This window comes from Pseudomonas sp. NPDC077408, assembly GCF_050269105.1.
GTDB lineage: Bacteria > Pseudomonadota > Gammaproteobacteria > Pseudomonadales > Pseudomonadaceae > Stutzerimonas.
Genome location: NZ_JBNNHS010000004.1, coordinates 160531 through 185805 on the forward strand (window position 1 = coordinate 160531; position 25275 = coordinate 185805).

24 protein-coding genes are annotated in these 25275 nt (G+C 61.1%); 8 read left to right on the top strand and 16 right to left on the bottom strand.

Going from position 1 to position 25275, the window contains the following annotated elements; translation table 11 throughout:
- The first annotated feature begins 10 nt into the window (after nt 1–10).
- Together ACQKEK_RS13250 and ACQKEK_RS13255 are read left to right on the top strand one after the other, a co-directional pair.
- The gene (locus tag ACQKEK_RS13250; RefSeq protein ID WP_021208058.1) at nt 11–1147 is read left to right on the top strand and encodes a sodium ion-translocating decarboxylase subunit beta; all 1137 of its coding nucleotides are present in this window, start codon (nt 11–13) and stop codon (nt 1145–1147) included.
- 90 nt (nt 1148–1237) lie between these two features.
- A complete protein-coding gene (locus ACQKEK_RS13255) occupies nt 1238–1858 on the top strand; it encodes a TetR family transcriptional regulator (protein ID WP_102847611.1) in 621 nt (206 codons plus the stop codon).
- Between the two features lie 472 nt (nt 1859–2330).
- Here the strand turns inward: ACQKEK_RS13255 and ACQKEK_RS13260 are convergent, their stop codons facing one another.
- Nucleotides 2331–3194, bottom strand: a complete 864-nt coding sequence (locus ACQKEK_RS13260) for a helix-turn-helix transcriptional regulator (RefSeq protein WP_021209642.1) — start codon at nt 3192–3194, stop codon at nt 2331–2333.
- A gap of 140 nt (nt 3195–3334) precedes the next feature.
- Here ACQKEK_RS13260 and hemA point away from each other — a divergent pair, with 140 nt between their 5' ends.
- Genes hemA through ACQKEK_RS13290 form a run of 6 tightly spaced genes read left to right on the top strand, consistent with a single transcriptional unit; the run spans nt 3335 to nt 10234 of the window.
- Entirely contained in the window at nt 3335–4567 is a 1233-nt protein-coding gene (gene hemA, locus ACQKEK_RS13265) for a 5-aminolevulinate synthase (protein ID WP_486037597.1), read from the top strand.
- Nucleotides 4567–5070 carry a GNAT family N-acetyltransferase gene (locus tag ACQKEK_RS13270; RefSeq protein WP_021209644.1) on the top strand — a complete coding sequence of 168 codons (504 nt, stop codon included), beginning with the start codon at nt 4567–4569 and terminating at the stop codon, nt 5068–5070. Before hemA ends, ACQKEK_RS13270 begins: the two co-directional genes overlap by 1 nt.
- A complete protein-coding gene (locus ACQKEK_RS13275; RefSeq protein ID WP_499143083.1) occupies nt 5067–6137 on the top strand; it encodes a Gfo/Idh/MocA family oxidoreductase in 1071 nt (356 codons plus the stop codon). Before ACQKEK_RS13270 ends, ACQKEK_RS13275 begins: the two co-directional genes overlap by 4 nt.
- A gap of 23 nt (nt 6138–6160) precedes the next feature.
- Nucleotides 6161–8014 carry an asparagine synthase (glutamine-hydrolyzing) gene (asnB, locus tag ACQKEK_RS13280; protein ID WP_499143084.1) on the top strand — a complete coding sequence of 618 codons (1854 nt, stop codon included), beginning with the start codon at nt 6161–6163 and terminating at the stop codon, nt 8012–8014.
- A 57-nt stretch (nt 8015–8071) separates the two neighbouring features.
- Nucleotides 8072–9280, top strand: coding sequence for an MFS transporter (locus ACQKEK_RS13285; RefSeq protein WP_499143085.1), 1209 nt, complete (start codon nt 8072–8074; stop codon nt 9278–9280).
- An 18-nt stretch (nt 9281–9298) separates the two neighbouring features.
- The gene (locus tag ACQKEK_RS13290) at nt 9299–10234 is read left to right on the top strand and encodes a LysR family transcriptional regulator (protein ID WP_499143086.1); all 936 of its coding nucleotides are present in this window, start codon (nt 9299–9301) and stop codon (nt 10232–10234) included.
- A gap of 93 nt (nt 10235–10327) precedes the next feature.
- On the opposite strand, the gene ACQKEK_RS13295 is transcribed toward ACQKEK_RS13290, so the two are convergent.
- The 15 genes from ACQKEK_RS13295 to ACQKEK_RS13365 all read right to left on the bottom strand — a co-directional run bounded on the left by ACQKEK_RS13295 (nt 10328) and on the right by ACQKEK_RS13365 (nt 24982).
- Nucleotides 10328–10591, bottom strand: a complete 264-nt coding sequence (locus ACQKEK_RS13295) for a DUF2274 domain-containing protein (RefSeq protein ID WP_499143088.1) — start codon at nt 10589–10591, stop codon at nt 10328–10330.
- Nucleotides 10588–11883: a TraB/TrbI/VirB10 family type IV secretion system protein gene (locus ACQKEK_RS13300; protein WP_499143089.1), complete on the bottom strand. Its 1296-nt coding sequence runs from the start codon at nt 11881–11883 to the stop codon at nt 10588–10590. Before ACQKEK_RS13300 ends, ACQKEK_RS13295 begins: the two co-directional genes overlap by 4 nt.
- Before the next feature lie 2 nt (nt 11884–11885).
- Entirely contained in the window at nt 11886–12878 is a 993-nt protein-coding gene (gene trbG / locus ACQKEK_RS13305; protein WP_499143090.1) for a P-type conjugative transfer protein TrbG, read from the bottom strand.
- Nucleotides 12875–13579, bottom strand: coding sequence for a conjugal transfer protein TrbF (gene trbF / locus ACQKEK_RS13310; protein ID WP_499143091.1), 705 nt, complete (start codon nt 13577–13579; stop codon nt 12875–12877). The genes trbG and trbF overlap by 4 nt, the downstream gene beginning before the upstream one ends.
- A gap of 9 nt (nt 13580–13588) precedes the next feature.
- A complete protein-coding gene (gene trbL, locus ACQKEK_RS13315; RefSeq protein WP_499143092.1) occupies nt 13589–14773 on the bottom strand; it encodes a P-type conjugative transfer protein TrbL in 1185 nt (394 codons plus the stop codon).
- Nucleotides 14766–15071, bottom strand: a complete 306-nt coding sequence (locus tag ACQKEK_RS13320) for a hypothetical protein (protein ID WP_499143094.1) — start codon at nt 15069–15071, stop codon at nt 14766–14768. The genes trbL and ACQKEK_RS13320 overlap by 8 nt, the downstream gene beginning before the upstream one ends.
- A gap of 11 nt (nt 15072–15082) precedes the next feature.
- Entirely contained in the window at nt 15083–15814 is a 732-nt protein-coding gene (trbJ, locus tag ACQKEK_RS13325) for a P-type conjugative transfer protein TrbJ (RefSeq protein ID WP_499143095.1), read from the bottom strand.
- Entirely contained in the window at nt 15814–18255 is a 2442-nt protein-coding gene (gene trbE, locus ACQKEK_RS13330; protein WP_499143096.1) for a conjugal transfer protein TrbE, read from the bottom strand. The genes trbJ and trbE overlap by 1 nt, the downstream gene beginning before the upstream one ends.
- 16 nt (nt 18256–18271) lie before the next feature.
- Nucleotides 18272–18541: a VirB3 family type IV secretion system protein gene (locus ACQKEK_RS13335; RefSeq protein WP_313484558.1), complete on the bottom strand. Its 270-nt coding sequence runs from the start codon at nt 18539–18541 to the stop codon at nt 18272–18274.
- Nucleotides 18538–18921 carry a TrbC/VirB2 family type IV secretion system protein gene (locus ACQKEK_RS13340; protein ID WP_499143097.1) on the bottom strand — a complete coding sequence of 128 codons (384 nt, stop codon included), beginning with the start codon at nt 18919–18921 and terminating at the stop codon, nt 18538–18540. Before ACQKEK_RS13340 ends, ACQKEK_RS13335 begins: the two co-directional genes overlap by 4 nt.
- On the bottom strand, nt 18918–19946 hold the full coding sequence (gene trbB / locus ACQKEK_RS13345) for a P-type conjugative transfer ATPase TrbB (RefSeq protein WP_499143099.1): 1029 nt from the start codon (nt 19944–19946) through the stop codon (nt 18918–18920). The genes ACQKEK_RS13340 and trbB overlap by 4 nt, the downstream gene beginning before the upstream one ends.
- Entirely contained in the window at nt 19943–20401 is a 459-nt protein-coding gene (locus ACQKEK_RS13350) for a CopG family transcriptional regulator (protein WP_499143100.1), read from the bottom strand. Before ACQKEK_RS13350 ends, trbB begins: the two co-directional genes overlap by 4 nt.
- Nucleotides 20398–22395, bottom strand: coding sequence for a conjugal transfer protein TraG (locus ACQKEK_RS13355; protein WP_417780059.1), 1998 nt, complete (start codon nt 22393–22395; stop codon nt 20398–20400). Before ACQKEK_RS13355 ends, ACQKEK_RS13350 begins: the two co-directional genes overlap by 4 nt.
- A gap of 214 nt (nt 22396–22609) precedes the next feature.
- Nucleotides 22610–22870 carry an EexN family lipoprotein gene (locus tag ACQKEK_RS13360; RefSeq protein ID WP_126190217.1) on the bottom strand — a complete coding sequence of 87 codons (261 nt, stop codon included), beginning with the start codon at nt 22868–22870 and terminating at the stop codon, nt 22610–22612.
- A gap of 132 nt (nt 22871–23002) precedes the next feature.
- Nucleotides 23003–24982 (bottom strand): DUF3363 domain-containing protein, encoded by a 1980-nt coding sequence (locus ACQKEK_RS13365; protein ID WP_499143101.1) that lies wholly within the window; start codon nt 24980–24982, stop codon nt 23003–23005.
- Nucleotides 24983–25275 lie beyond the last annotated feature (293 nt).

The window sequence follows — 25275 nt, forward strand, 5'->3', positions numbered from 1 at the left end:
GGAGTGCGGCATGGATAAGTTGCTCAAGCTGTGGCACAGCACCGGTCTCTATCACATAGAGCCTGGTCAGCTGCTGATGATCGTGGTGTGCCTGGCATTGATCTATCTGGCGATTCGCAAGGGGTTTGAGCCCTTGTTGCTGATCCCGATCGGATTCGGAGGGGTGCTCGCCAACATTCCGGTCGCAAACATGGCCGAGGGTGCTGGCATCCTCCACCTGTTCTATGAAGTCGGTCTACCGACCAGTGTGTTCCCGCTGTTGATCTTCATGGGCGTCGGTGCCATGACCGACTTCGGGCCAATGCTGGCTAACCCCAAAACACTGTTGCTCGGTGCGGCAGCGCAGTTCGGTATCTTCGCGACGTTGCTCGGTGCACTGGGGATAGCAGCGATCGGTATTCCAGGCATGGAGTTCACCCTGCGCGAAGCGGCGTCAATTGCGATCATTGGCGGTGCGGACGGCCCCACCTCAATCTTCGTTACGGCCAAGCTCGCGCCGCATCTGCTGGGACCGATCGCCGTCGCGGCGTACTCGTACATGGCGCTGGTCCCGCTGATTCAACCACCTATCATGCGCGCTCTGACGACTAGGGAGGAGCGCGCCATTGTCATGACGCAGCTGCGCCATGTCGGTCAGGCAGAAAAGATTGTGTTCCCGCTTATGCTTGCGCTGATGGTTGGCATGCTACTGCCTGACGCCGCGCCGTTGGTGGGCATGTTCGCCTTTGGTAACCTGTTGCGCGAGGCTGGGGTCGTGGATCGTCTGGCCGATACCTCGCGCAATGCGCTGATCAATATCGTGACCATTGCGTTGGGGCTGACTGTTGGCTCCAAGCTGTCCGCCGAAGCCTTCCTGCAGATGAAGACCCTTGGAATTTTGCTGCTTGGCATGGTCGCCTTCTGTGGCGGTACGGCGGCGGGTGTGTTGATGGCCAAGGTCATGAACATGTTCAGCACGAATAAAATCAACCCATTGATTGGTTCGGCTGGCGTGTCGGCAGTGCCGATGGCGGCACGGGTGTCGAACAAGGTCGGGCTCGAGGCAAATCCGCAGAACTTCTTGCTCATGCATGCCATGGGGCCTAACGTAGCGGGCGTCATTGGCTCGGCGGTCGCCGCGGGCATTTTGCTGAGTTTCGTAGGGTGAATAACCGCTAGGCTGAAGCAGTCACGTGTCGTCAGGAACACAATTACACCTGCCTAGTGGGACGACCAGCAGAAAAAGTTGAGAGAAAGAATGCGACGAACAAAAGAAGACGCCAAAAAAACCCGGACGGCACTTCTCGCATCTGCGGAGCGACTCTTTCTCGCTAACGGAGTGACACGAACGAGTCTCAGCCAGATTGCCTATGATGCCGGCGTAACGCGTGGCGCAGTTTATTGGCACTTCGAGAACAAATCCGACCTATTAAACCAACTGCTCGACCAGGTTCGGATATCACCTGAAAAAATAATGGAAGTAACCAATGATAATTCTTCACAACATCCGTTGCGCTTATTACGGGACTTATGTGTAGAAGGCGTAAATGCTCTGGCGATAGACCAGCAAAAAGGCCGCGTCATGAAAATTCTTCTGCATCGCTGCGAGTTCACCGACGAGCTTATTGCAGCGGAAGCTCGCCACAATTTCTTGATAATTCAGCTTATTGATCAATGTGAGCAGATATTTGCCAGCAACATTGAGATACTGCAGCCAGGTGTCACACCTCGAATGGCTGCAATCTCGATCCATGCTCTTATTATTGGCTTGTTCACTGATTGGACAAGAAACACGCAATTGTTCGACCCAATAGGGGACAGCGGTCCGTTGATCGACCCGCTTTTCCGAGGCCTCGTCAGAAACTGGGAAAATATCTGACGACTTAGCAGCCTTGCTCTCCAGATCCTATGTATTTGTGACAACGACGCTGCAACACAGTGACCGAATCGCAGTGTTATGCGCTGGCAAGTAAGAAAGACTAGCCCTAAGAAAAATACTGTTTCCGGCAGCATTGCTGAACTTGATCATTTACCTTTACAAAGGCTTTATAGAAGCCATGCCGCTTGAATTAATCAGGTCGATGGTCGCAACAACCATCAGCAGCTGGCCCACCTACCCATGTAGCTCCGGCCATTTAATAGCCTCTCAGGCCAGTTGGGATCATCGGCTTCGTGCGCCCTTACAAGCCCCGCGGTTACGTACGTAATGCTGCAAAGCGGTCCAACAGCCTGATGAGAGAAACACCGTATCGTTGAAAATTTTTGAATTCGGCGTACACCGAAGTCTTAGTAACCATGTGCTCTGTGCGACCCGCCTACCTCACTTACCCCAAGTATTGGGTAACGGCCTGCTACACGCCGATCGCGTTTCCGCTCGAGGTCGTCAGCCATCGCTCAAAATGCCGGCTTTGCACCTGCCCCTCTTTCGCCGCATAGTAGACAAGCCGCAAGTCCCGGTCGACATCGATCGTGAGTGAGGTGTGATCGAACACCACCTGGCCGATCCCGTCGATCTGAAAATTCCGGATGCCCTGACAGGGTCCATGAATATCCTGTTGCCGCCACCAGGTCCTGAAATCGGTATCTATCTTCTCCAAATCTTTAACCAATGCTCCAATGTCGGGGTCCTTGGCTGCCCTGACGAAATCACGGCGAAAACTCGACAGGATTTGCAGGGCCTGATCCTCCCACGGGTCGAGCAATGCGCGCATTGAAGATGCGGTGAACAACAGCCAAAGGAAGTTGCGCCGCTCTGTCGGAACGCTCGAGAAAGCGAATACCTTATCTGCAGCCGCGTTCCAAGCCAGCACATCCCAGCGAAGATTGAGGACGTACGCCGGGCGCATTGGGAGGTCGGCCATCAACCGATGAACGAGCGGTGGCACGACACACCAGGTTTTGCCCGGCTCTGGCGGAAGCCTCTGATGCGCCAGCAGAAAAAGATGCCGTCTTTCGGTGGCGTCCAGCTTCAACGTGCGCGACAGATTTTCGAGGAAAGTTGCAGATACGCTGATCTCTCGCCCCTGCTCCAGCCAGGTGTACCAGGACAGTCCTACCCCGGCGAGGGCTGCGACTTCCTCCCGTCGAAGCCCCGGAGTCCGCCGTCTTGCACCAGAAGGCAAGCCCACGTCCTGTGGAGAAATACGTTCACGGCGGCTTCGCAGAAAGTTGGCCAGCTCCGCCCGGTTTCGCTCAAGGCTGCGAGGCGCGCTCATCCAGTTACTCTCCAGTAATAGTATAAGAGGTCAAATTGTAACCCCATCGAAGCGGGATTAAGAATAACTCCTCGTCGCCAATGCCCCGTTCCAGACAGCTGGCCGGCATCGAGCGGCTTGATCTTTCAGGAGATATTCGGATGTACCAATCATTGCTTCGTGAGCAACTGGAGTTACTGAAGTCCTCCAACCAGTACCGCACCTTCACCACTCTCAGTCGCATCTGCGGCCAGTATCCGTTCGCCAAGCTGAACGGCGAGCAGCCGGATCCGGTCGTTGTATGGTGCAGCAACGACTACCTAGGAATGTCGCAGCACCCGACCGTACGCGAGCAGATGCACCTGGCATTGGAAACGTACGGCGCTGGCTCAGGCGGTTCGCGCAACATCGGTGGCTCCTACGAGCTTTATGAGCGACTCGAGGCGAGCCTTGCCGACTGGCACGATAAAGAAGCGGCACTGGTTTTCCCGACCGGCTTTGGCTCGAACGACGCCACCCTCCAATGCCTGCTGAGGCAAATCCCCGATTGTGTCGTGATCAGCGATGCGCTGAATCACGCATCGATCGTCAACGGCATCCGAGCAACACCGAATGAACGGCAGGTGTTTCGCCATAACGACGTGGAACACCTGGCCCAGATACTGTCCCGCTATCCAATTGGTCAACCGAAGCTGGTTGTGTTCGAGTCGATCTACTCGATGGACGGCGACATCGCACCGATTGCCGACATCGTGGAAGTTGCCAAGCGCTTCAACGCGCTGACCTATCTCGATGAAGTTCATGCGGTCGGCATGTACGGCGCTACAGGGGCCGGAATCGCTGCCGAGCTCGACCTGGTCGACAAGATCGACGTCATCCAAGGCACCATGGCCAAGGCCATCGGCGTGATCGGTGGTTACATCGCCTCGACCCGTGTCATCGTGGACGCAGTACGTTCCTTTGCGACAGGCTTCATCTTTACCACGTCCCTTCCTCCTGCCGTCACGGCTGGCTGCCTGGCAAGCGTCGAGCATCTCAAGTCCAGCGATGACGAGCGCCAGAAGCTACAGATCAACACCGCTTTATTGCGCGAGCGTTTGAAACAACACGACATCCCCGTCATGCCCTGCTCGCAGACGCACGTATTGCCGGTATTGGTCGGTGACGCCGAGCGCTGCAAAGTTGCCGCCCTGCGGCTTCTACATACACACGGGGTCTATCTCCAACCAATTAACTACCCATCTGTGCCGGTCGGTACGGAGCGCTTTCGGGTTAACGCAACGCCCAACCACAGCCAAGCCCAGATCGAGAATCTAGCCGTTTCCCTGCGCGAAACCTTCGACCATTTTGCGATCCCTTTGGCATCCAAAACCTTCACTTCGGAGGTGGCCTGATGAACAACTTATCGTTCACCGTGCGAAACGCGACGCAGGAGGACATCGAGTGGCTGATAGAACTGAGGTCCTTCTTGCTAGACGGTACGTCGGCCATTTACGCCAGCCGCAGCCAGACGGACTCTGAAAGATGGCGTACGGCGTATAAGCACTGGCTAGCCGCGCACCTAGGGGTACATGACAGTGTGCAGGTGCTCGTAGCTGAACACTGTGAAACTCGGCAAGTCGCCGGCTGTGCTACTGGAATCATCGATCTCAGGGCGCCCACCGCTGCGAATGCTAACGGTCTGTCCGGATGGATCCAGTCGGTTGTGGTTGATCCGCAATGGAGGGCGCACGGCATCGCAACTCAGCTCATGAATCATCTGCTTCGCTGGTTTGGCAACCGGGACGTTGCAACGGTAGCGCTCCAGACTACAGCAGGCGCATCCGGGCTGTACGAACGTCTTGGCTTCTGCCCAACAGGCGAGGGCCTCCTGCTTCGCCAGGGGGCGTCAGCATGAACGTATTGATTATTGGCCTGGGCTACGCCGGACAGCGATTTCGCCAAGCATTCGAACATGTCACAAACCGAGCCGGTGTTTCGACCTCTATCGCATATGTCGGACGACGTCAGAAAGCTACGCCACTGCGTTACTTCGCCTGCATTGACAGTGCGCTCCAGCATTTCACACCCGATATCGTAGTGGTCAGTGCCAACGATATAAGTCACGCCGATGTATTGCGCCAGCTTGCGGGCTACCAAGGCTTTGTCGTCTGCGAAAAGCCGCTCGCCACACCCACTGACGCGCTGAACGGCGTCCAAGACGCGCTCAGCGGTGTCGGCGGATTCGCGCTGAATCTGATTGAGCGCTATTCGCAGGCGACGCAGATCTTGCGTGAATGGGTCGCCCGCCATGGGTGGGAATTGGCACGTGCCAGCTTCTATTGGGGCAAGGATCGCATCAATGACTACCGGCCCACTTGCGGAGTTACCAGTGAAGCGATTCATGCGTTGGATCTGCTGCGCTGGGTATGCCCGACCGCGGGTCCGCTGCGGCTGGATGGCGTTCTGGGTATCCGGTCAGACTTTTCGGTATCTGGACTTGCGGTTCTCGACACCGTGCAGCTGACTGCTGTCCTTGGTTCCGCGCCAGTCACCGGCTACAGCAGCTTTGTCAACGTCGTTCGCCAACGCACCGTCGACTTCAGCTTTATCGATCGGGAAGACCAGCTTATCCATGCGCGACTGACCTTCGATACGCCGCGCTGGGATCATGACCATCTGCGGATCTGGATGCGGGATATCGACGGCACGGAACTCGTGCTGCACGAGCTCCGACTCTCTCCCAGCCAGTCGGGACTCGAGACCCTGCACAAGCTTTCTGAGTTCTGCCAACAGGTCCTTGACTGGGTCGTGCGGCGCCAGCCGCCTCCCCTCCCATTCGCCAGCCTGGACGACGCCGTCGAGCTACAGGAATTGCTCAATCAACTGGAGCATCGCGCGCTCACCCCTGCCGCGGCCCGTTACAACCGTGGCGCTCAGCGCGCCTTGCTCGTCGAGGGCAGCGACCTGGAAGCCCTCGGCTAAATGGATATCAGCGGGAGAACCACATGTGTGGAATAGTTGGATGGCTGTCCTACAGCCAGGACATGCAGGCGCAACGCAATACGCTGAAGCGCATGACCGAGACGATGGCAAATCGGGGGCCCGACGCCGAGGGGATCTGGATAACGGGTCCAATCGGCTTTGGCCATCGAAGATTGTCAATAATCGACCTGGAAGGTGGTCGGCAGCCCATGCTGGCTCGACGCGACGACGGGTTAGAAGCGGCGGCGATCACTTACAGCGGTGAGGCGTACAACTTTCGTGAACTGCGCACCGAGCTGAAAGGACGCGGCCATCGTTTCGAAAGCCTCAGCGACACTGAAGTGGTCCTGCGCGCCTACCTAGAATGGGGAGAGGGCTTCGTCGAGCGGCTCAACGGGATGTATGCCTTCGCGGTTTGGGACCTCACAACGCAGGAACTACTGCTGGTTCGTGACCGAATGGGCGTGAAGCCGCTTTATTACTACGAGACGGTCGACGGGGTGGTGTTTGGGTCCGAACCCAAAGCCCTGTTAGCCAACCCGCTCGTGCCCCGTACCGTAAGGGCCGACGGGCTGCGTGAGATCCTGGAGATGGTCAAAACTCCGGGCAATGCAGTGTATGACGGCATGCGTGAAGTCTTGCCTGGCGAGGTCGTCCGCATCAATCGTCAGGGCCTCATACGACACCGTTATTGGCGACTCGAGGCTCGTGAGCATGGTCATACGCTTGACCAGACCGTCCGGCATACGCGAGATCTCCTGGAAGATATCGTGCAGCGGCAAGTCGTTTCGGATGTACCCCTGTGCAGCCTGTTATCCGGTGGTCTCGATTCGTCGATCATCACCGCCTTGGCGTCCAGAAAACTGCTTGCTGAAGGCAAGGAAAACATTCACTCGTTCTCGGTCGATTTTCTCGATCACGGCAGCAGTTTTGCCAGCGATGCAGTCAGGGGCACGCCTGATGCGCCCTTCGTTCGCGACTTGGTTGAGCGTATCCACTGCAGTCATCACGAGATCGTCCTGGACAGCCGAGAGCTGGCCGATCCGGCGCTTCGCCATCGAGTCATCGAGGCGCTCGATCTACCGCCTGCCTTCTGGGGCGACATGTGGCCATCGCTCTATCGGCTGTTCCAGGAAGTGCGCCAGCACTCCACCGTTGCACTGTCCGGAGAAAGCGCGGACGAGGTCTTTGGGGGCTACCGCTGGTTCCACGACCCCGCGGCGATCCAGGCCCAGACCTTTCCCTGGCTGGTGTCTGTGACTGGCAAATACTTCGACGGCAAGACCCTCTTCGACCCGGCGCTGCTACATCAGCTAGACCTGCCCAGGTTCGTACAGGACAGCTACAGTCAAGCGCTCAGCGAAGCCCCAGTACTGCCGTCGGAGGAGCAAACGGATCGGCGCATGCGCCAGATGAGCTACGTCAACCTGACCCGCTTCGTCCAGACACTGCTTGATCGCAAGGACCGGATGAGCATGGCCGTCGGTCTTGAGGTCAGGGTCCCCTTCTGTGACCACAGGCTTGTCGAGTACGCATTCAATATTCCTTGGGAAATGAAGACCTTCGATGGACGCGAAAAGAGCATCTTGCGTGCGGCGACTCGCGACCTGTTACCCGAATCGATCAGCGATCGGGTCAAGAGCCCCTACCCCTCGACGCAGGATCCTGCTTACGAGCAGGCGCTTCGCACCTCACTCACCCAGATCATGGCCGACAAGGACGCACCTGTGCGAGCCCTTCTCGATGCATCGCAGGTCAAGCGCACCCTGGAGAGACCCGTTGGCGACACCTCGCCCATGTACGACCGAATGGGCATGGAGCTGGCGGTTGGCCTGAACACCTGGCTGACCGAACAGGATGTCAGCCTCGATCTTTAACTCAGCGCGACGCGGTCCAGCGACCGCGTCCAGCCTCCTTCCTGGAGCGGCGATACTATGAATACCCCGTATCCCAACAAGCAACTTCCCATCTACCTGATCGCACTCGGTGCATTTGCGCTGGGCATGGCCTCCTATGTCACAGCAGGCCTGATTCCCCTAATCGAGGCCTCCTTTTCCGTTTCGGTCGCTGTGGCTGCGCAGCTTGTGACCGCCTTTACCCTCGCTTATGGCCTGGGCTCGCCGGTTTTCGTTGCGCTGACCCCGCCCGATCATCAACGCACTGGTTTGCTGTTCGCCCTTGGATTGTTCGTTCTGGCAAACGCGGCCAGCGCCCTCGCAGCAGGCTTTGCCGAACTGGTGATCTGGCGGGCCGTGGCCGGAATAGGCGCTGGCGTCTACCTCGCCATGGGCATCGGCGCCTCAGCAGCGCTTTCATCGCCCGAGCGGCGCGGAAAGTCGATCGCCATCATCATGGGAGGCATGGCAAGCGGCGTTGTGCTGGGTGTTCCAGTGGGTTTGATAACTGCAGACAGCTTCGGCTGGCAAGCTGCACTTTGGCTCGTCACCTTGCTGGGGTTGTTAGCTTTTGCGGGCCTGCTATTGATGTTGCCGAGGCTGCAAGCGGCGCCCTCCAGCTCCCTGGGACAAAAGCTCAGGATCCTTGCCGATGGGCACGTGATGACCATACTTCTTATTTCCCTACTAGCTGCCGTTGCCAGTCTGGGCATGTATACCTTTATCGCTCCACTGCTCGCCGACCCGGAACTCGGTGCAGTCCGCTCGGTAACACCTTATCTCTGGATCTGGGGCATCGGCGGCGTGCTCGGCAGCTTTCTGGTAGGCCCGGTTGTCGATCGAGTCAGGGGGCCTGTGCTGGTCTTCGCCATTATGGTCATCCTCTCGGCCTCCTTGTTCCTCATACCGGTTGCGGCCACGCTCGGCACATGGCTGGTCATGTTGCCGATCATGGCATGGGGCGCCGTAGGCTGGGCCCTGCAGGTACCGCAGAACAACGAACTGATACAGGCCAGGCTGGCACACGGCGATGGCAACCTTGCCATCGCGCTCAACGAATCGGCGCTGTACCTGGGCAGCGCCATAGGTGCGGCCGCCGGAGGCTTCGTCCTGCTGCTACAGATGCCCACCTGGACGCTGGCCGCCTGTGCCGGCTTGATCGCCTTACTCGGCGCACTGCTTCAGATTCTCAACCTTCGTCGTCAGCGAGCCTGGCCGCGCACAGTCCAACCTGAAACCAACCATTGACCTAGCCGGAGGTGCAAGTTGGAGCTTCGTCATCTTCGCTGTTTCGTGGCCGTCGCCGAGGAGCTGCATTTCGCACGGGCTGCCGAACGTTTGCATATGGAGCAATCGCCCTTGTCGCGGACCATCAAGGACTTGGAGTACCGCTTGGGTGTGCAGCTGTTCGAACGCACAACGCGCCGAACGCGTCTCACCTGGGCCGGCACGGTCCTGTTGCAGGAAGCCCGGCGTGTCATTGCGGTCGTAGAACAGGCCAAAGCGAGCGTGAAAGGCGCCGCTTCGGGTTACCAAGGTCAGCTACGTATTGCCCTGTCCGACGGCGTCCCGCAATTGCGGCTGGCGTCCCTGCTCGCGCTGTGCCGCGAGGAAGACCCCGACATCGAAATCTTCCTGCGTGAAGTGCCGTCTGCAATGCAGACCAGAGGCCTGCTGGACGATCTGTTCGATGTCGGTCTGTCGCAAACCGCAAACCAGGCTGACGGGCTGCTGGCCGTGCCCGTATGGCATGACCCGCTTGTCGTTACCCTGCCAGCACGCCACCAGTTGCTCGCCCACCGCGAGATTCCACTGGAGGAACTCGCCGGGCACCCATTGGTGCTCTGTGAGCCTCAAGTCTGCGAAGGGTTCTGGCAGCAGCTACAGCTCGTACTACAGCCTATTGCGCCCAGACTGACCATCGCGGAGAGTGTGCCAACCCTCGATCTGATGATCGCGTTGGTAGCCGCCGGTTACGGTCTGGGGTTCTCCAGCCTGGCGCGAATTTCAGAGCTCCACAATCCGGACATCGCCACCCGCCCCCTGGCGGGCCAGAGCACGCTGACCACCTACTTGGTCCGTCGCAATAGCGAGCCGTCAGCACCATTGGATCGTTTTATCGACCGAGTGGCACGGGTTGCGTGCGGCATGGATGATCATTCCGGCCACCAACCGACAGGCTTGCGCTCTCTGGACGCATAGGTACGGACCTGAGCCACGAGTCCAGTGGGCACTCGCGAGGATTTGATGTAGCTACAACCTCAAGCCCCGCTGTGCCTTGCGCAACGGCGGGCTTCAAGTGCTCTGAGCGCTCGGCGTAGAAAGCGACGAGAATCTATAGCGGTTCGCCTCACGCTTAAATCCGCGATCCCCCGCCATGAAGGCCTCCAGCATGTACGGAATGAGGGTTACCGCATCAACCGGCTCCCCATATGTCTCCACGTGCATCGAGGCGTAACGGTCTAGATCGGCCTTAAGACTTGCAGGACAGAGAAAGGTCAGCTTGGTGTTCTCAGTCTTAGGCAGCGGCCCCAGTCTCAGCTTGCGCGTCGCGCTCATCGTGATCCTCCACTGTTAAAGAACAAGGGTTGGTAAGGTCGCAGCACCAAGTCCCGGTTAACGATGATGCGCACCGGCAAGCCTGGTCGTTCGGTCAATGTCGGCTGGATGCTCATATTGCGCCGGGTCATTTCCTGGCCCACCTGATTGACGCTGTCTTGAAGGCCATCGCGACCAGCGATGATGACGCGGTCTCCGTCCTGTCGGTTTTCCGGTGCTGCCAGCTCGGCGCCGATACCAAGCAGCGTGGTCAACGCAGCACCGGCGAAGACGCGATTCCAATGCCAGTCGACCCCATCCTCCAAGCCGGCGTAGCCGGCCGGGTCGGTGCCTATCAAATTATCCAGCGTCAGCGAACTTGTGTCCGGCAGGATGATGCGGTTCCACACCACCTGCACGCGGCTCTGCCCGTAGCTGACCTGGCTGTTGTAACGTCCAAGTATCCTCGAACCCTGCGGGATGAGTAGGTGCTTACCCGTTGCCGTGTCGTAGACCGGCTCAGTCACGGTACCGATGATGTCGCCTGGAAGATCGGACTTGATGCCGGTCACCAGCGCGCCGGCGATGACCGTGCCCGCCATAACCTGATAAGGCGATGCCGGTAGCTGCAGGTCCCCTGTGTTGCGTGTGGCCCTGGTGTCCGGACGCAGGAACTGTTCCTTCTGCTGCTGTCGATTCTGCACAGCCATCGGATCGGTTGGCTGCGCCACTTCCGAGCTCGACACCGTCGCCAGCGGATCAAAAGCCGCCAGCATGGACGCTTGCGCCGCTCGCTCTGACGAGGCGTTTGCAGTTGAAGCAGAACGCCGGCTGTCGGTTTGAAAAAACAGCGACGAGCCAGCCGCCTCTTCGGCCTCTTTCAATCGAGCCAATCGTTTTGCCTCGGCGGGATCCTGTCCGGCTGGCGTGTAAATGGGTGCCGCCGGCCGCTGAGACTTCAAAATGGCTGGCCCGAGGTCGCCCGGAAGCGGAGGCCCCAATTCAGGAGGGTGCACCAAAGATGTTGGCGGTAGCTGAGCGTAGTCTGTCGGCAAACTTTCGAGCCCCTCGGAGCGAGAGACGCGATCGACGTTGTATAGCTCGGCCGGGCCGTGTCGTTCACGGCGCTCCAGCGGCCGCAGCGACCAGATCGTGGCACCCAGCACAGCGACAGCGAGTCCACCGACAAGCGCCGCCAGGGTACGCCGGCTCAAGCGTTTGACGGGCCGAGGCTGAGCGCGCAACGCCACCGCTTCCGGCGGGACCTTATCAACCGGTGGCGCCAAGCGCTCGGGATTGTCTTCCTGGCTCATGCTTATCGCCCTCGCGGCAGACCGTCGGTACGCTCGATACGCACCACGTCGCCCTTGTCTGCCCCCAGGCGCAGTTCAGCTGCACCGAAAAGCCGGTCGACGATGTAGTACGGCGAGCGGAAGCGGTAGTTGACCAATTGCCCATCGCCCTGCGCGCCAATCACGAACATGGGCGGCAGTTCGCCCTGAGCGATGCCGGCGGGAAACCGGATGTAGACCTTTTCGCCGTCATCAAAGGCCCGCAGTGGCTGCCAGGGTGGGTTGCTCCCGCTGATCGCATAGCGAAAGCGGATCCGCTCCAGTGAAAGACCGGTATCGACCGGTGCGCTAACCTGTGCGGCCCGTGCTTGGCGCTGCAGCGCCAGCATCCGGTCTTTCGGATAATTCCAGGAAACCGAGGCCATCCAGGCTTTTTCGGTAGAGGTCAGTTCGATCAGGTAGGTCCGCCGGCTGGTTGAAATCACCAAGTTGGTATTGAGGTTCGAACGTATTGGCTTGACCAACACACTGACGCGCAACGCGTCGCCTGCACCGCTGGACGTATCGCCGACGATCCAGCGCACGGTATCGCCGGCGGCCACCGTCACCAACTCCTCTCCTTCCTGCAGCCCGATCACCGTGACCCGCCCCGGCGTGGCATATACCTGATATAGCGCCCCTTCGCTGTACGGCCAGACCTGTATGGCATTGATGTACCCCTCGCGAGTAGGCGGCATTCGGGCCTCGCGGTTCGCGTGGGTGACGCGTCGCTTTTCATCGACCGGCTCCGGCGAGGTCTGGTTATTGGCGACACCCGATAGAGGCTTCATTTGCGCAGGCATCGGCAACACTTTCGGCACCTCGACGACTGCGATGGGCTTCGGCGGCTCGGGCAGCGGTTGCGCCTGCACGGGCTCGTCGAGCGAGATGCGCGGCGCCGGCTTGCCTTGGGTCGCACAACCGGCCAACGCCAGTACGATGGCCGACAGCGTAACCGCGGGGCAGAACAGGTTCATGGCTTTGCTCCTTCAGACACATCCAGTTCGCGGCTCCAAGACAGCCCGTTAACGTAGATGCCCAGCGGGTTTTTGCGCAGACGTTGTTCGGTGCGCGGGGTCTGCTGAACAATGGAAATCACTGAGTTCCAGCGTTCGGTGCCGGCGGACCCACCGTTGACGAAGCGCTGCTCGGTCCAGCGCACGTTGAATGAAGCATCGCTGGCCCGCACTACGCTGATCACCTGCACCGTGACAGACTCCTTGCCGACGAGGGCAAACGGATCCTTGCTGCGTGCGTAGTCGTTGAGCACGGCGGCACCGCGATCAGTGGTGTAGTTGTATGCGTCTAGCCAGTTCTGCCGAACGACAATCGGGTCAATCGACAGTGAGCGCACCAGGGTGACGAAGCGCGCCAGGTGGTAGGCCACCTGGGCATCGGATGGCCGGTAGGGAATGGCGGCCTCGCCGACCGTCCGCACCTCGCCGCTGCTAGCAACCTCCACCACATAAGGCGTGACGATGGACTGTGCCGAGCGCCAAACCAAACCACACGCCATTAGCAGGGCAAGCGATAGGCAGCCAAAGGCCATGAGGCGCCAGTTTTTCGCCTGTACGCGCGCCGAGCCAATGCGCTCATCCCAAGCCTGCCCAGCGGCTTGATATGGTGTAGCAGGTTGCGGCGTCTCGGCGTAGCGCACACGTGGTCGTTTGAAGCGCATGACTCCCCCTTATCCATCTGCATCGCGCAGGTTCGGCCCACTACCGGAGCCACCGCCGTCACCGCCGCGTAACGTGTGCGCAACGGTGGTAGCGGCATGGCTGATTTGCTGACGCTGCTGCAGGCGCCTGGCCCAGGCAGGTTGCTCCTTGGTATTGGTGAAGGCGTTTGCGGTGTTGCTCGGTGCAGCCGCGTGACCTGTGGCTGCTCCTCCGCCTGCCGTTGCAAACTGGCCTTCAAGCGAGCGCGCGCCTGCTGCGAGTTTTGCGCCGGACGCCATACGCGCCCCGGCGGCAACTGCGGTGCCTACACCCGTCGCTGCGGCGCCGACGCCCGCCGCCAGCCCGGCTGTGCCAAGGGCAGCGCCGGCCATGGCCCCAGCACCTAATTGTGGTCCTCCGGAGATCAACCCGGTCGCGATGCCAGGGCCGAAAATGCCCAGAGCGAGTAACGCCAGTGACGCCAGCACGACGACCAGCGCATGATCAATGGAAGGCTCGTTGGGATGTACCTGGAACTCGGCGAACAGACCTGTGCCGATGCCAACGATTACGGCCAGCACCAGGACCTTGACGCCCGAGGACACCACATTGCCGAGCACCTTCTCGGCGAGAAACGCCGTTTTGTTCCACAACGCGAACGGCACCAGCACGAACCCGGCAAGCGTGGTCAGCTTGAACTCGATGAGGGTGATGAACAGCTGCACGGCCAAGGTGAAGAAACAGACAATGACCACCAGGTAGGCCAGAAACAGGATAACGATGGGTTCGAGATTGACGAACACCTCGGGGAAGCCGGTCAGTTTGCCGATCTGCTCAAGGATCGGCGCACCGGCATCGATACCCGCCTTCGCCAACTGCCCTGGGTGGAGAAAGCTCTCCATGCTGAGCGAGCCGGTTGCCGTCAGACCCAGCCCGGCAAAGGAGTTGAAGACGATGCCAGCCAGCCGGTTGAAGTTGCCAATGATGTAGGCGAAGGCACCGACGTAGAGCACCTTGCGGATCAGCTTCGCCATGACATCCTCGCCCTGGCCTGAGGCATGGCCGAGCGCCCAGTACAGGCCGGCAATCGTCATGTCGATGGCCACTAGCGTGGCGGTCAGGTAGGCAACTTCTCCTTGCAGCAGCCCGAACCCCGAGTCGATGTAGCGGGAAAACGTATCGAGGAACCGGTCAATGACCGTGACGTCATTCATGGGCAACCCCCTGACGCGCAAGCGGCCTACGGCTCTCCTCGGGATAAGCCTCAACGGGCCCATCGAATGTCGGCGAAATCGCGGGCAATTGCCTTAGGGTTCCGAATTCGTCGGGGCCACCCTTACCGCTGAAAAAGCGGTGTCGATACACCTCGGCTGTAGCCATACTCGGCCCGCCGTCGACAGCGATGTGCAGGGCGTGTTGCGTCTCGCGCCGAATTGGATCGCCTGCCAGCCCATCCCAGTGTCGGTCGCAGACGACCAACAATCCGGTCCACAACACCAAAACATAGCGCATGGCCATCTCCGTCAGTTCCCGTAAAAACGGACGGGAAAGGGTGTATACGGCGTGCCGTTGCCCAAGAACCGGCGGCGGATTTCGCGGGCACGCTCGGTGGCTGCCGCCTGCCGAGCAAGCTCCAAAGAGGCGGCACGGTCATGGGTAAGCTGAAGCTGCTGTGCCTGGATGGACTGTTTTGCCTGCAGGGCCAGCAGTTGGTTGGTGGCCTGCATGGCCTGCAGCGCGCCGGTGGCCGACTGGCTCTGCCCCACCAGATCAGCTAGCGCACTCTCATCATCGGCGAGGTTGCCAGAGACCTGGGCCTGTAACCGCATGGCGGTGTGCAGCCCATCGAGCGCGTACGTCCAATGTTCATGCGCGTCCCGGTACATCTGGTCGCCGCTGATGGTGGTCGCGTACTCTTCCGGATACAGCCGGGCAAGTTCGCTGTCGAGTTTCTGCACGTCGTAGGCCAGCCCTCGTGCCTCTGCGATCAGCTTCTCGCTTTTCGCCAGTGACGTATGCAGGCGGCTAAGGACGTTGTAATCGAGACTCGCCAGGTTGCGTGCCTGATTGACCAGCATTTGCGATTCGTTCTGCAGCTGCTCGACCTGGTTATTGATCTGCTCCAGCGTGCGAACCGCTGTCAGCGTGTTCTGCACCAGGTTGGTGGGGTCGATGACCGTCATGGCTGAAATTGGCTGCACTGTCAGCAACGACCATGCAACAGCGAGGGGCCAGAAATGTACGCCTTTGCTCATCAAGCGTCCTCCTCCGGTTCGGTAGAAACAGCCGGCGGTGGTGCAGATGGCAGCAAGTCAGCCGCCCAGCCGAGGCCACGATGGCGCAGCCAGGCGCCGACGAACCCTGGCAGACCGGCGTCGCGAAGCATCTGATCGATTGCTTGCTGGTCCTGTGGCGACGAGGCGCCGGCAAACGCAAGCGCAACCGGCCCAAGATCGAGGTCGAACAGGCGATTGCCTGCACGGGACTGGTAGTAGTAATCGCGCTTGGGCTGAGCATTAGCGACGATCTCGATCTGCCGTGCATTTAGGCCGAAGCCTTCATAGATGCTGCGAATCTGTGGCTCGGTTGCCTGCGAATTGGGCAGAAAAATGCGGCTCGCACAGCTCTCGATGATCGCCGGGGCGATGCTTGAATCCTTGATGTCGGCCAGAGACTGGGTGGCGAAAATGACGCTGACATTCTTCTTGCGCAGGGTCTTGAGCCACTGGCGGATGCGCGCGGAGAAGATCGGGTCGTCGAGGAACAGCCAGGACTCATCGAGGATCAGCAGCGTCGGCGCGCCATCGAAGCGCTCCTCCAGACGCGCGAACAGGTAGCCCAGCACGGCCAGAACCGCGGCCTTGCTAGGCATCAGTTCCTCCATTTCGAAGCACTGCACATCGGCCGTACTTAGGTAGTCGAGGTCGGAATCGAGCAGCTTGCCGTGCGCGCCACCGAGCACATAAGGCGCCAACGCCTGGCGTAGCGTGTTTGACTGCAGTAGCAGCGACAGACCGGTGAGCGTGCGCTGTTCGACAGGAGCCCCCGCGAGGCTGCCGAGTGCCGACCAGATAGCCGCCTTTTCAGTGGGGCCTATGGCCACTCCTTCTTGAAGCAGACGCCCTTCGACCCACTCAGCTGCCCGGCTACGACAGCCCTCCTCGTTGACACGTGCGAGCGGTTGGAAGGCGATCGCGCCATTACCACCCAAGTCGTAGTGTTCGCCGCCCAGGCCCAGCACGGTCGCTCGCATCGAGCGCCCCATGTCGAAGGCAAAAATCCGTGAACCCTTGTAGCGACGGAACTGCATCGCCAGTGTGGCGAGTAAAACCGACTTGCCCATACCGGTCGGACCGACGAGCAGCGTGTGACCGACATCACCCACGTGAGTGACCAGCCTGAATGGAGTCGCACCCTCGGTACGGGTCACGATCAGGGGTGGCCCGTCGAGGTGGGCGTTGCGCTCCGGTCCGGCCCATACCGCAGACAAGGGCATCAGGTGCGCGAGGTTCAACGTCGACACAACCGGCTGACGCACGTTGGCGTAGGCGTTGCCCGGGATGGACGAAAGCCACGCTTCCACTGAGTTGAGACTTTCCGCAATGGTGACGAAGCCTCGTCCCTGGATGACGCGCTCCACCCTGCGAAGCTTCTCGTCGGCCAGGTCGGCGTCTGCATCGAGCACCGTCACGGTGGAAGTCAGGTAGCCAAAGGCAACCTGATCACTGCCCAACGCCTGGAGGGCAGCGTCCGCATCCGCGGCTTTATTACTGGCGTCGGTGTTGAGCAATGGGCTCTCCTGCTGGAACAGGGTCTCGCGCAGCAGCGCCAGCACGCTCTTGCGTTTGGCAAACCATTGGCGACGCAGGCGGCCCAGCTCCCCTTCCGCCTCGTCCTTGTCGAGACAAACAAAGCGTGTACTCCAGCGATAGGCAAAGCCCAGCCGGTTGAGGTCATCGAGGATCCCCGGCCAAGTTGAGGTCGGGAACCCACGCAGCGTAGTCACACGCAGGTGCTCATCGCCCAGCATCGGCGCCAAGCCACCTAGTAGTGGTACGTCCGTCAGCAGCAAGTCGAGGTGGAACGGAACCTCCGGAACCCCGACACGATGACGCCGTGTCGAGACGGTCGTATGCAGATAGCTCAGCGTCTCAACATCATCCAACCAGTCGATCTGCGGCATCACGCCTGCGAGCAGGTCGAAAATGCGCTCCGTCTCGGCAATGAAAGCCGTGAGACGCTCGCGCCAGTCCACTCCGGCCGTCGAGGTGTTTTCATAGATCAGCTTGGCGGCGCGGGCGCGCGACTCTTCTGGAGGCATGTACTGCAGCGTGAGGTGGTAGCAGCTCTCGAAGTGGCTGCCACCTTCTTCGAACGCCGCGCGGCGCTCCTCGTCCACCAGCCACGACAACGGCTCGGGGAAGTCCGAGTGCGGATAACTTGCCGCCGGACAACGCTCGGCTTCGACGAACATCGCCCAGCCGGTGCCGAGCCGGCGCAATGCGTTGTTCAGCCGCGCCGTGGTGGCGACCAGCTCGCTCTGCGTCGCGCTGTCGAGATCAGGGCCGCGAAAGCGTGCCGTGCGCTGGAAAGAACCGTCCTTGTTCAACACGACGCCGGGCGCCACCAGCCCGGCCCAGGGCAGCCAGTCGGCGAGCAGCGCTGGGCGTTGACGGTATTCGGTGAGATTTAGCATTGCAGCGCCCTCCCTTTCACACGTCCAGCAGCGGCTTGTGCTTGAGATGCCGGGCAAAAACCTGCATGAACTGTGGATCGACGCGCGCGCCCCAGACCGCCAGCGCGTGGCCAATCAGCCACAGCACCAGGCCCGGCAGCCAGAGCTGCAAACCCAGCCCGACGGCCGCCGCCAGCGTACCGTTGGCAATGGCCACGGTCCGCGGCGCCCCACCCAGCAGGATCGGTTCAGTCAGTGCTCGGTGCAGCGGCACCTCGAAGCCCGGCAAGTCGACTTCGGCGCTCATACAACCGCTCCGCCAGCGAAGCTGAAAAACGTCAGGAAAAACGACGACGCGGCGAAGGCAATACTCAGGCCGAACACAATCTGGATCAGCTTGCGGAAACCACCCGAGGTGTCACCGAATGCCAGCGCGAGGCCTGTGGCAATGATGATGATCACCGCCACGATGCGCGCTACCGGTCCCTGGATCGATTCGAGAATGGATTCGAGCGGACCTTCCCAGGGCATCGAGGAGCCGGCAGCCCTCGCCGTGCCGACGGTCGTCAGCATGATGGCTGCGAGCAACAGGCCGCTCTGGACAGACGCAGCCAGGCGACGCAAGTGCGTCAGGCCCAACCTTAGGTTGGCGACCGGGCGGGAAACAGGGGCATATGCGGCTTTCATGGCAGTTCTCCAGGCGTGGTTGAGGGTAACGAAGCAGAAGCGTTTGTGACGGCATTAGAGGCGTGCTGCGCGTCCGCCAGGTGATAACCCGCGCCGTCGTAACCGACCACGCAGGCGATGCTCTGGATTCGGCGAAGCCGGCCGCGCCCGGCGATGACGATCACCACGTTGACCGCCTCGGCGATCAACGCTCGAGGCGGATTTACCGCGACCTCCAGCACCAACTGTTCCAATCGCAGCAGTGCGCCCTGAGTGGAGCTGGCATGGATGGTGGCGATGCCGCCCGGATGACCGGTGCCCCAAACCTTGACGAGGTCCAGCGCCTCTCCACCCCGCACCTCTCCCACCACCACGCGGTCGGGACGCAGCCGCATCGTCGTGCGCACCAGTTCGCGCATGGACACCACGCCCGCACAGGTGCGAAGCGGTACGTGGTCGCGGGCGGCACACTGCAGTTCGATGGTGTCTTCAAGCACCAGCACCCGATCGCCAGTGCAGGCAATCTCGGCGAGCAGTGCATTGGCCAGCGTGGTTTTACCGGTACTGGTGCCGCCGGCGATCAGGATGTTTTGCCGTTCACGCACGATCTCGCGCAGCCAGACGGCTTGGGCTGCGGTCATCATCCCGTCTGTCACGTAACGCTCCAGTGGAATGACGCCCACGGCCCGCTTGCGTAAGGCGAAGGCGGGACCAGGTGCCGCGGGCGGCAAGATGCCCTCAAAGCGCTCGCCGGTTTCCGGCAGCTCGGCGCTCAGCAGCGGTTTGCCGCGATGCACCTCCACGCCGACATGCGCGGCGACCAACCGGATGATGCGCTCGCCATCCGCTTCGGAGAGCTCCGCGCCAAGCGGCGCGCGCCCTGACGACAGCCGGTCCACCCACAGCGTCCGGTCAGGGTTGAGCATGACCTCGACGACATCGGGGTCTTCAAGGGCAGCTGCGATGACCGGACCCATCGCGGTGCGAAGCATGGCGATACGCCGGTCCAGCGAGACAGCCTGAGTGGCTTGGCCAGCAGCACTCATCGGCCTCGCTCCCGTGTTTCGTCCGCCGCGCTTTCCAAGTGCCGTCCCTCCGGGTAGAGCTCCTCCACCACGTCGCGCACCAGACTGCGGCCACGCAAGAGGTGGCGACCGAGCTGCTCGACGAACTGCTCGAAGCGCGCCTTGCCCTGCGCTTTGGCTGCCTCTTGATGCGCCTCCGGCACGGGTGTGCTGACGGTTAGGAAGTAGCGCACAAACAAGGCCAGCGTCTCGATCTCGATGGCCTGGTCGCGTTCGAGACGCTCGAACTGGCGTGACAGGCGATCCAGTCGCTTGGCGATGGCGGCTTCGCGCTGGTCTCCGGCTTCGGGCGACAGCCAGGACGCCAACGCTGAGGCGACGATGGAGGATTTGGAAACACCCTTCTTAGCGGCGAGTTCGTCCAGTCGTCGAGCATGTTCAGGTTGAATGAACAGGTTAAGGCGGTACTGGCTCATAGCTGGATACCGTCGTCGGGGTCGAGTGCAGCCTGCCGAGCAACACGTTGCATGGCGGGATCAAACTGGCGAGACAGAACGGGCGGCGCGTCGTCGTCATCGAGCAGAGATAGATCGTTTCCGACAGGCTCCTGCTCGGGATCGTAGGTAACGGGTGCGGACAGTTCGGCCTGTCGCTGCGGACCGCCCTCATCGGCGAAGCCGAATGCTAGGCTGTCGCCACCTTCCGATGGCACAGAGGCTACGGGCGGTGCCAGGTTGGTCCAGTCGTCTTCGCGCCCTGGCGGCACGTCGGCGTAATGCCCCGCCACGAGGACCGGTGGAGGCAACACACGCTGCTTGAAGTTGGCATCGTTGTAGTAGCGCAGCTTTCGAGCCTTGATTGGCGCGACGCTGGCGACCATTACCACGGCCTCGTCCGGTGGCAGTTGCATCACCTCGCCAGGCGTCAGCAGTGGCCGGGCCGTTTCCTGACGCGAGACCATCAGATGCCCCAGCCATGGCGCCAGCCGATGGCCCGCGTAGTTGCGCTGTGCACGCAGCTCCGTTGCGGTACCCAGCGTCTCGGAAATGCGCTTGGCGGTGCGCTCGTCATTGGTGGCGAAGGTCACGCGCACATGGCAGTTGTCGAGGATCGAGTGGTTCTGCCCGTAGGCCTTGTCGATCTGGTTGAGCGACTGCGAGATCAGGAAAGCGCGCAAACCGTAGCCTGCCATGAAGGCCAGCGCCGACTCGAAAAAGTCCAACCGGCCCAGCGCAGGGAACTCATCGAGCATCAGTAGCAGCGTGTGACGCCGCTGTACACCGTCGCTGCCGTCGAGCGATTCGGTGAGGCGTCGACCGATCTGGTTGAGGATCAGGCGGATCAGCGGCTTGGTGCGGCTGATGTCTGAAGGAGGCACCACCAGGTACAGCGAAACCGGGTGTTCGGCAGCAATCAGATCGGCAATGCGCCAGTCGCAGCGTGAGGTTACCTGGGCCACCGTAGGATCGCGGTACAGTCCAAGGAACGACATGGCGGTGCTCAACACACCCGAGCGTTCGTTCTCGCTCTTGTTGAGCACTTCACGGGCAGCAGATGCCACCCCTGGGTGGGTCTCGTCACCCAAGTGCCGCGTCGTCATCATCCGGTGCAGCGTCACCTCGAAAGGGCACTGCGGGTCGCTCAGGAAGTTGGCGACGCCACGTAAGGTCTTGTCCTCACCGGCATACAGCACGTGCAAGATAGCGCCGACCAGCAGCGCATGGGAGGTCTTCTCCCAGTGATTGCGCCGCTCCAGCGCGCCTTCCGGATCGACCAGAATATCGGCGATGTTCTGCACATCGCGGACCTCGTGCGCACCCCGGCGAACCTCCAGCAGCGGGTTATAGGCGGCCGAAAGCAAATCGGTCGGATTGAACAGCAGGCAGTGCGAAAACCGGGCGCGCCAACCGGCGGTCAGGTTCCAGTTCTCCCCCTTGATGTCATGGATCACCGCCGAGGCCGGCCAACTCAGCAAAGTGGGAACAACCAGACCGACCCCTTTGCCCGAGCGAGTCGGTGCAAAGGCAAGAACATGCTCAGGGCCCTCATGACGCAGGTAATGGTCGTCGTGCAGCCCGAGAAGCACACCGGCCGGGCGGGTGAGCCCCGCCTTACGGATGTCTTCAGGTTCGGCCCAACGCGCCGAACCGTAGGTGGTGACCTGACGCGACTGGCGGGCGCGCCATATCGACATGGCGATGGCGACGCCCACCGCGACCAGGCCGCTTGCACCGGCAATGGTACCGCCGGTGTCGAACACCTCAGGCGTATAGGCACCGAAGAAAAACCACCAGTCGAACAGTCGCCAGGGGTGATAGATCGGCGTTTCGAAAAGCTCGAACCAGGGCAAACCCAAACGAGGCTGATAGCCCAGCGCAGCAGCCGTCCATTGCGTCGCGCTCCACACCCCGGCGATCACGACACCGAACACAACGGCAATTTGTCCGAACAGTACGTTGGTACCGAGCATGACGGCGCTCCCCCTTTTGCATGCAGCACGCTTGAGCTGGCTGCTTGGGGGGAGCTTCGGTGCCGTTCCGGTGCCGGTCAAAGACCGTTATCGGAACAACAGTGGCCCAAAATGCACCAATGAAGGCTTGGGCTAGTGGCAACGAAACGCCGCAAGCGTGAACGCGTTGCGGCGTATCGGTGGGACCGTTGGAGATTTTGCGGAGGGGTAACGCCTAGAATTTGGGCACCTCTTTCGACGGCGTATAAGGCACCCTTCCGTCCCCGATGAAGCGCCGGCGCGTTGCTTCGGCCACTCGATTGCACAAGGCATCACCGAGCTTGGCGCGGTCCAGCTTGCATTGCGGGCGCAGCTCTTCCAGCCGCGCAAGGTCGGCGGCCAGCTCGTCAACTGTCGGCAGCGGCGCCTCAGGTTTCCCGGTTTCGCCGCAGGCGGTGAGTGCCAGTGCACAGAGTATCGGTGTCAGGGTTCTCATGGCTCGTTCCTCAGGGTTGCGGTTGAAAATCGAAAGGGGCAGGCCCGCTAGCCTGCGTGCGTAGGCGACCAGATAGACGGTTGCGGAGGTCGCCCGAGAGCAGCCGACAGACAGAACAGCGTGACGAGGCCTTCAAATCCCAACACCGCGGGACCTTCCAAGCTCCCAAGAAACCGAATTACCCCGTGCCGTCGCGGCAAGCTGCTGACCCAGGCGCGGCTCAATGACAGGTTTCCACGGCACCAAGCTGAACGCCTTGGTATCCTCCAACAGGGCGTAACGGCCACTGGCGAGCATGACGCTACGGCGATAGAGGCCGGCCACGCGCTGGCCTTCTTTCAGCGGCCGGTACGTCAATCCAGTTTCCGTGGCGACCTGCTCAGCTACCCGGGTGAGCTCCCGGTTACGTAGCGTCGCCAAGAGATTGCGCGACAGAACCACGCGCTGAGCCTGACGCTCGGCCAGCCCCTGCTCCACGAGGAAATCGGCGCGTTGGCGCAAGGCCTGCTTCACCTCACCGGCAAAGCCGAGGTCACCCAGCCCTCGCTCGCCGCCGATCAGTTGCTGATCGAGCCAGGTGGCACCGATCACGCGAGCTTGCCGTTCAATCGGCAGATGGGATTTCAACTGGATGGCCACCCCACCCAAGCGCTTGGCGTCGTACTGGCGGCCACGCTCGGGTAGATCGGCCGGCACTTTCCACAGTCCGTCCGCCACACGTTCAACGATGCCCGCCCGACGCAGCGCTTCGAGTCGCCGCACATGGGCTGCGACAAGTTCCTGTGGATCACGGTTACCATTTGCCTGGCCCTTGGTGATCGCCAGATGACGGTCGCAACGGTACAGACCATCGCCCGCGAGTACGGCGATGGTACGGTCCGTCTCCCGGATCTTGGCCGAGCCGCGTACGCTCACCACCGAGCCGGTCGGGTAGTTGGCCAGTTCGTCGCTCGCACTGAGGGAGACGTAGTGCGCTTTGCCATCCAGACCATCGACGACCAGATAACCTCGGTCACCGAGCTCATCGGATAAGCCTTTGGCGACCACCCGCCCTGTGACCGCAACCCCGTCCTCTTGTGGCGCGAACACGGCCAACTCGCGCGACCGTCCGCTCATGGCACGCTGTAGGGTGCGAATGATATCGCCCCGTTCACCCAGGGTGCGCAAGGTTGTCTGCGCGTCGGCCTGAATGGACCATGTCCCGGGCCGGACCTCTTCAGCCAGTCCCATTTGCTGCAGCCGCTGGAGACGGCCAATCAGTGCCAGGCGCTGGCGTTGCAGCGGCGGCTGGTTAAAGCGTTCGATTCGCAGCGTCTGCTCAGGGCCGGCTTCCAGGCACAGCGTGCGGTCCAGGCTCGTCCAACGCTCCTGGTTCACCTCACGCTGCAAGGACTGCTGGAGTTCCAACTCGGTGCGGGGGCCGAGCCATTCGGTGGCCAGTTCGGCGGCCCGATGGCGAAAGCCGTGGGCGATGTAGTCGCTGGCAATGATGAGGTCCTTGCCGGTGTCATCGCGTCCACGAACGACGAGGTGTGTATGCGGGTTGTCGGTGTTCCAGTGATCTACCGCCACCCAGTCCAACCGCGTACCCAGGTCAGCCTCCATACGCCCCATCAGCTGTCGGGCGTAGGTGCGCAAGTCGTCCAGTTCGGCCCCGTCCTCCGGTGCGACAATGAAGCGAAAGTGATGGCGATCATCAGCACATCGCTGCAGGAACGCCCCCAAATCAACCTCATCCGTCAGTGTTCCATAGGCTCGGCCTGCTTCGCCGTCGCGTCCCGCGCCATCACGCTCGATATAACGCAGGTGCTTGGCCAACGATTGCGGGCTTGCCTGGCGCTGATTGACCAGCAGGGTTTTGATGGTCACCCGGCGTGAGAACAGTGTGAGCGAGGCGCCTGCGAAGCGCGCTGCCGTGTGCCCTCGCCCGAGGCGCGAGCCCGGCCGCTGACCGGCGTGTTGTCCCTTGCCACCAGCCAGTGCTGGACGCCGCACAGCTGACTTGCCACCGGCCTTGCCGACCTGCTTGAGCACCTTGGAAACGAAGCCCTTATCCAGACTCTTCGGCGCACCAGGGCGAAGGCGAAAGTCATCATCGCGGCGGTCGGTCATGACGGTGACTTCAGCAAGCAGAGGCGAAGCCCGGCGTGTGAGGCACGCAGAAAGGCCAGCATTAGTGCGCCTTGCACGCCATATACGGCACGGCGAAGACGCAGCCGGGTGCCGCACCTCCCCCACGTGCAGACTGGCGTTGCGACCGTCCGGGTGCCGCCGCCTTTTGTCTTGCCTTCCGCTTTTTCCTGTCGCATGTGCTCCAGGCATCGGTGGTTTGTCGCGGCTGTGTTGCTCGCGGCGAGGGCGCCGACGGACATCGCAACGGCCGCTAGCTGCTTCTGCTCAAGGCA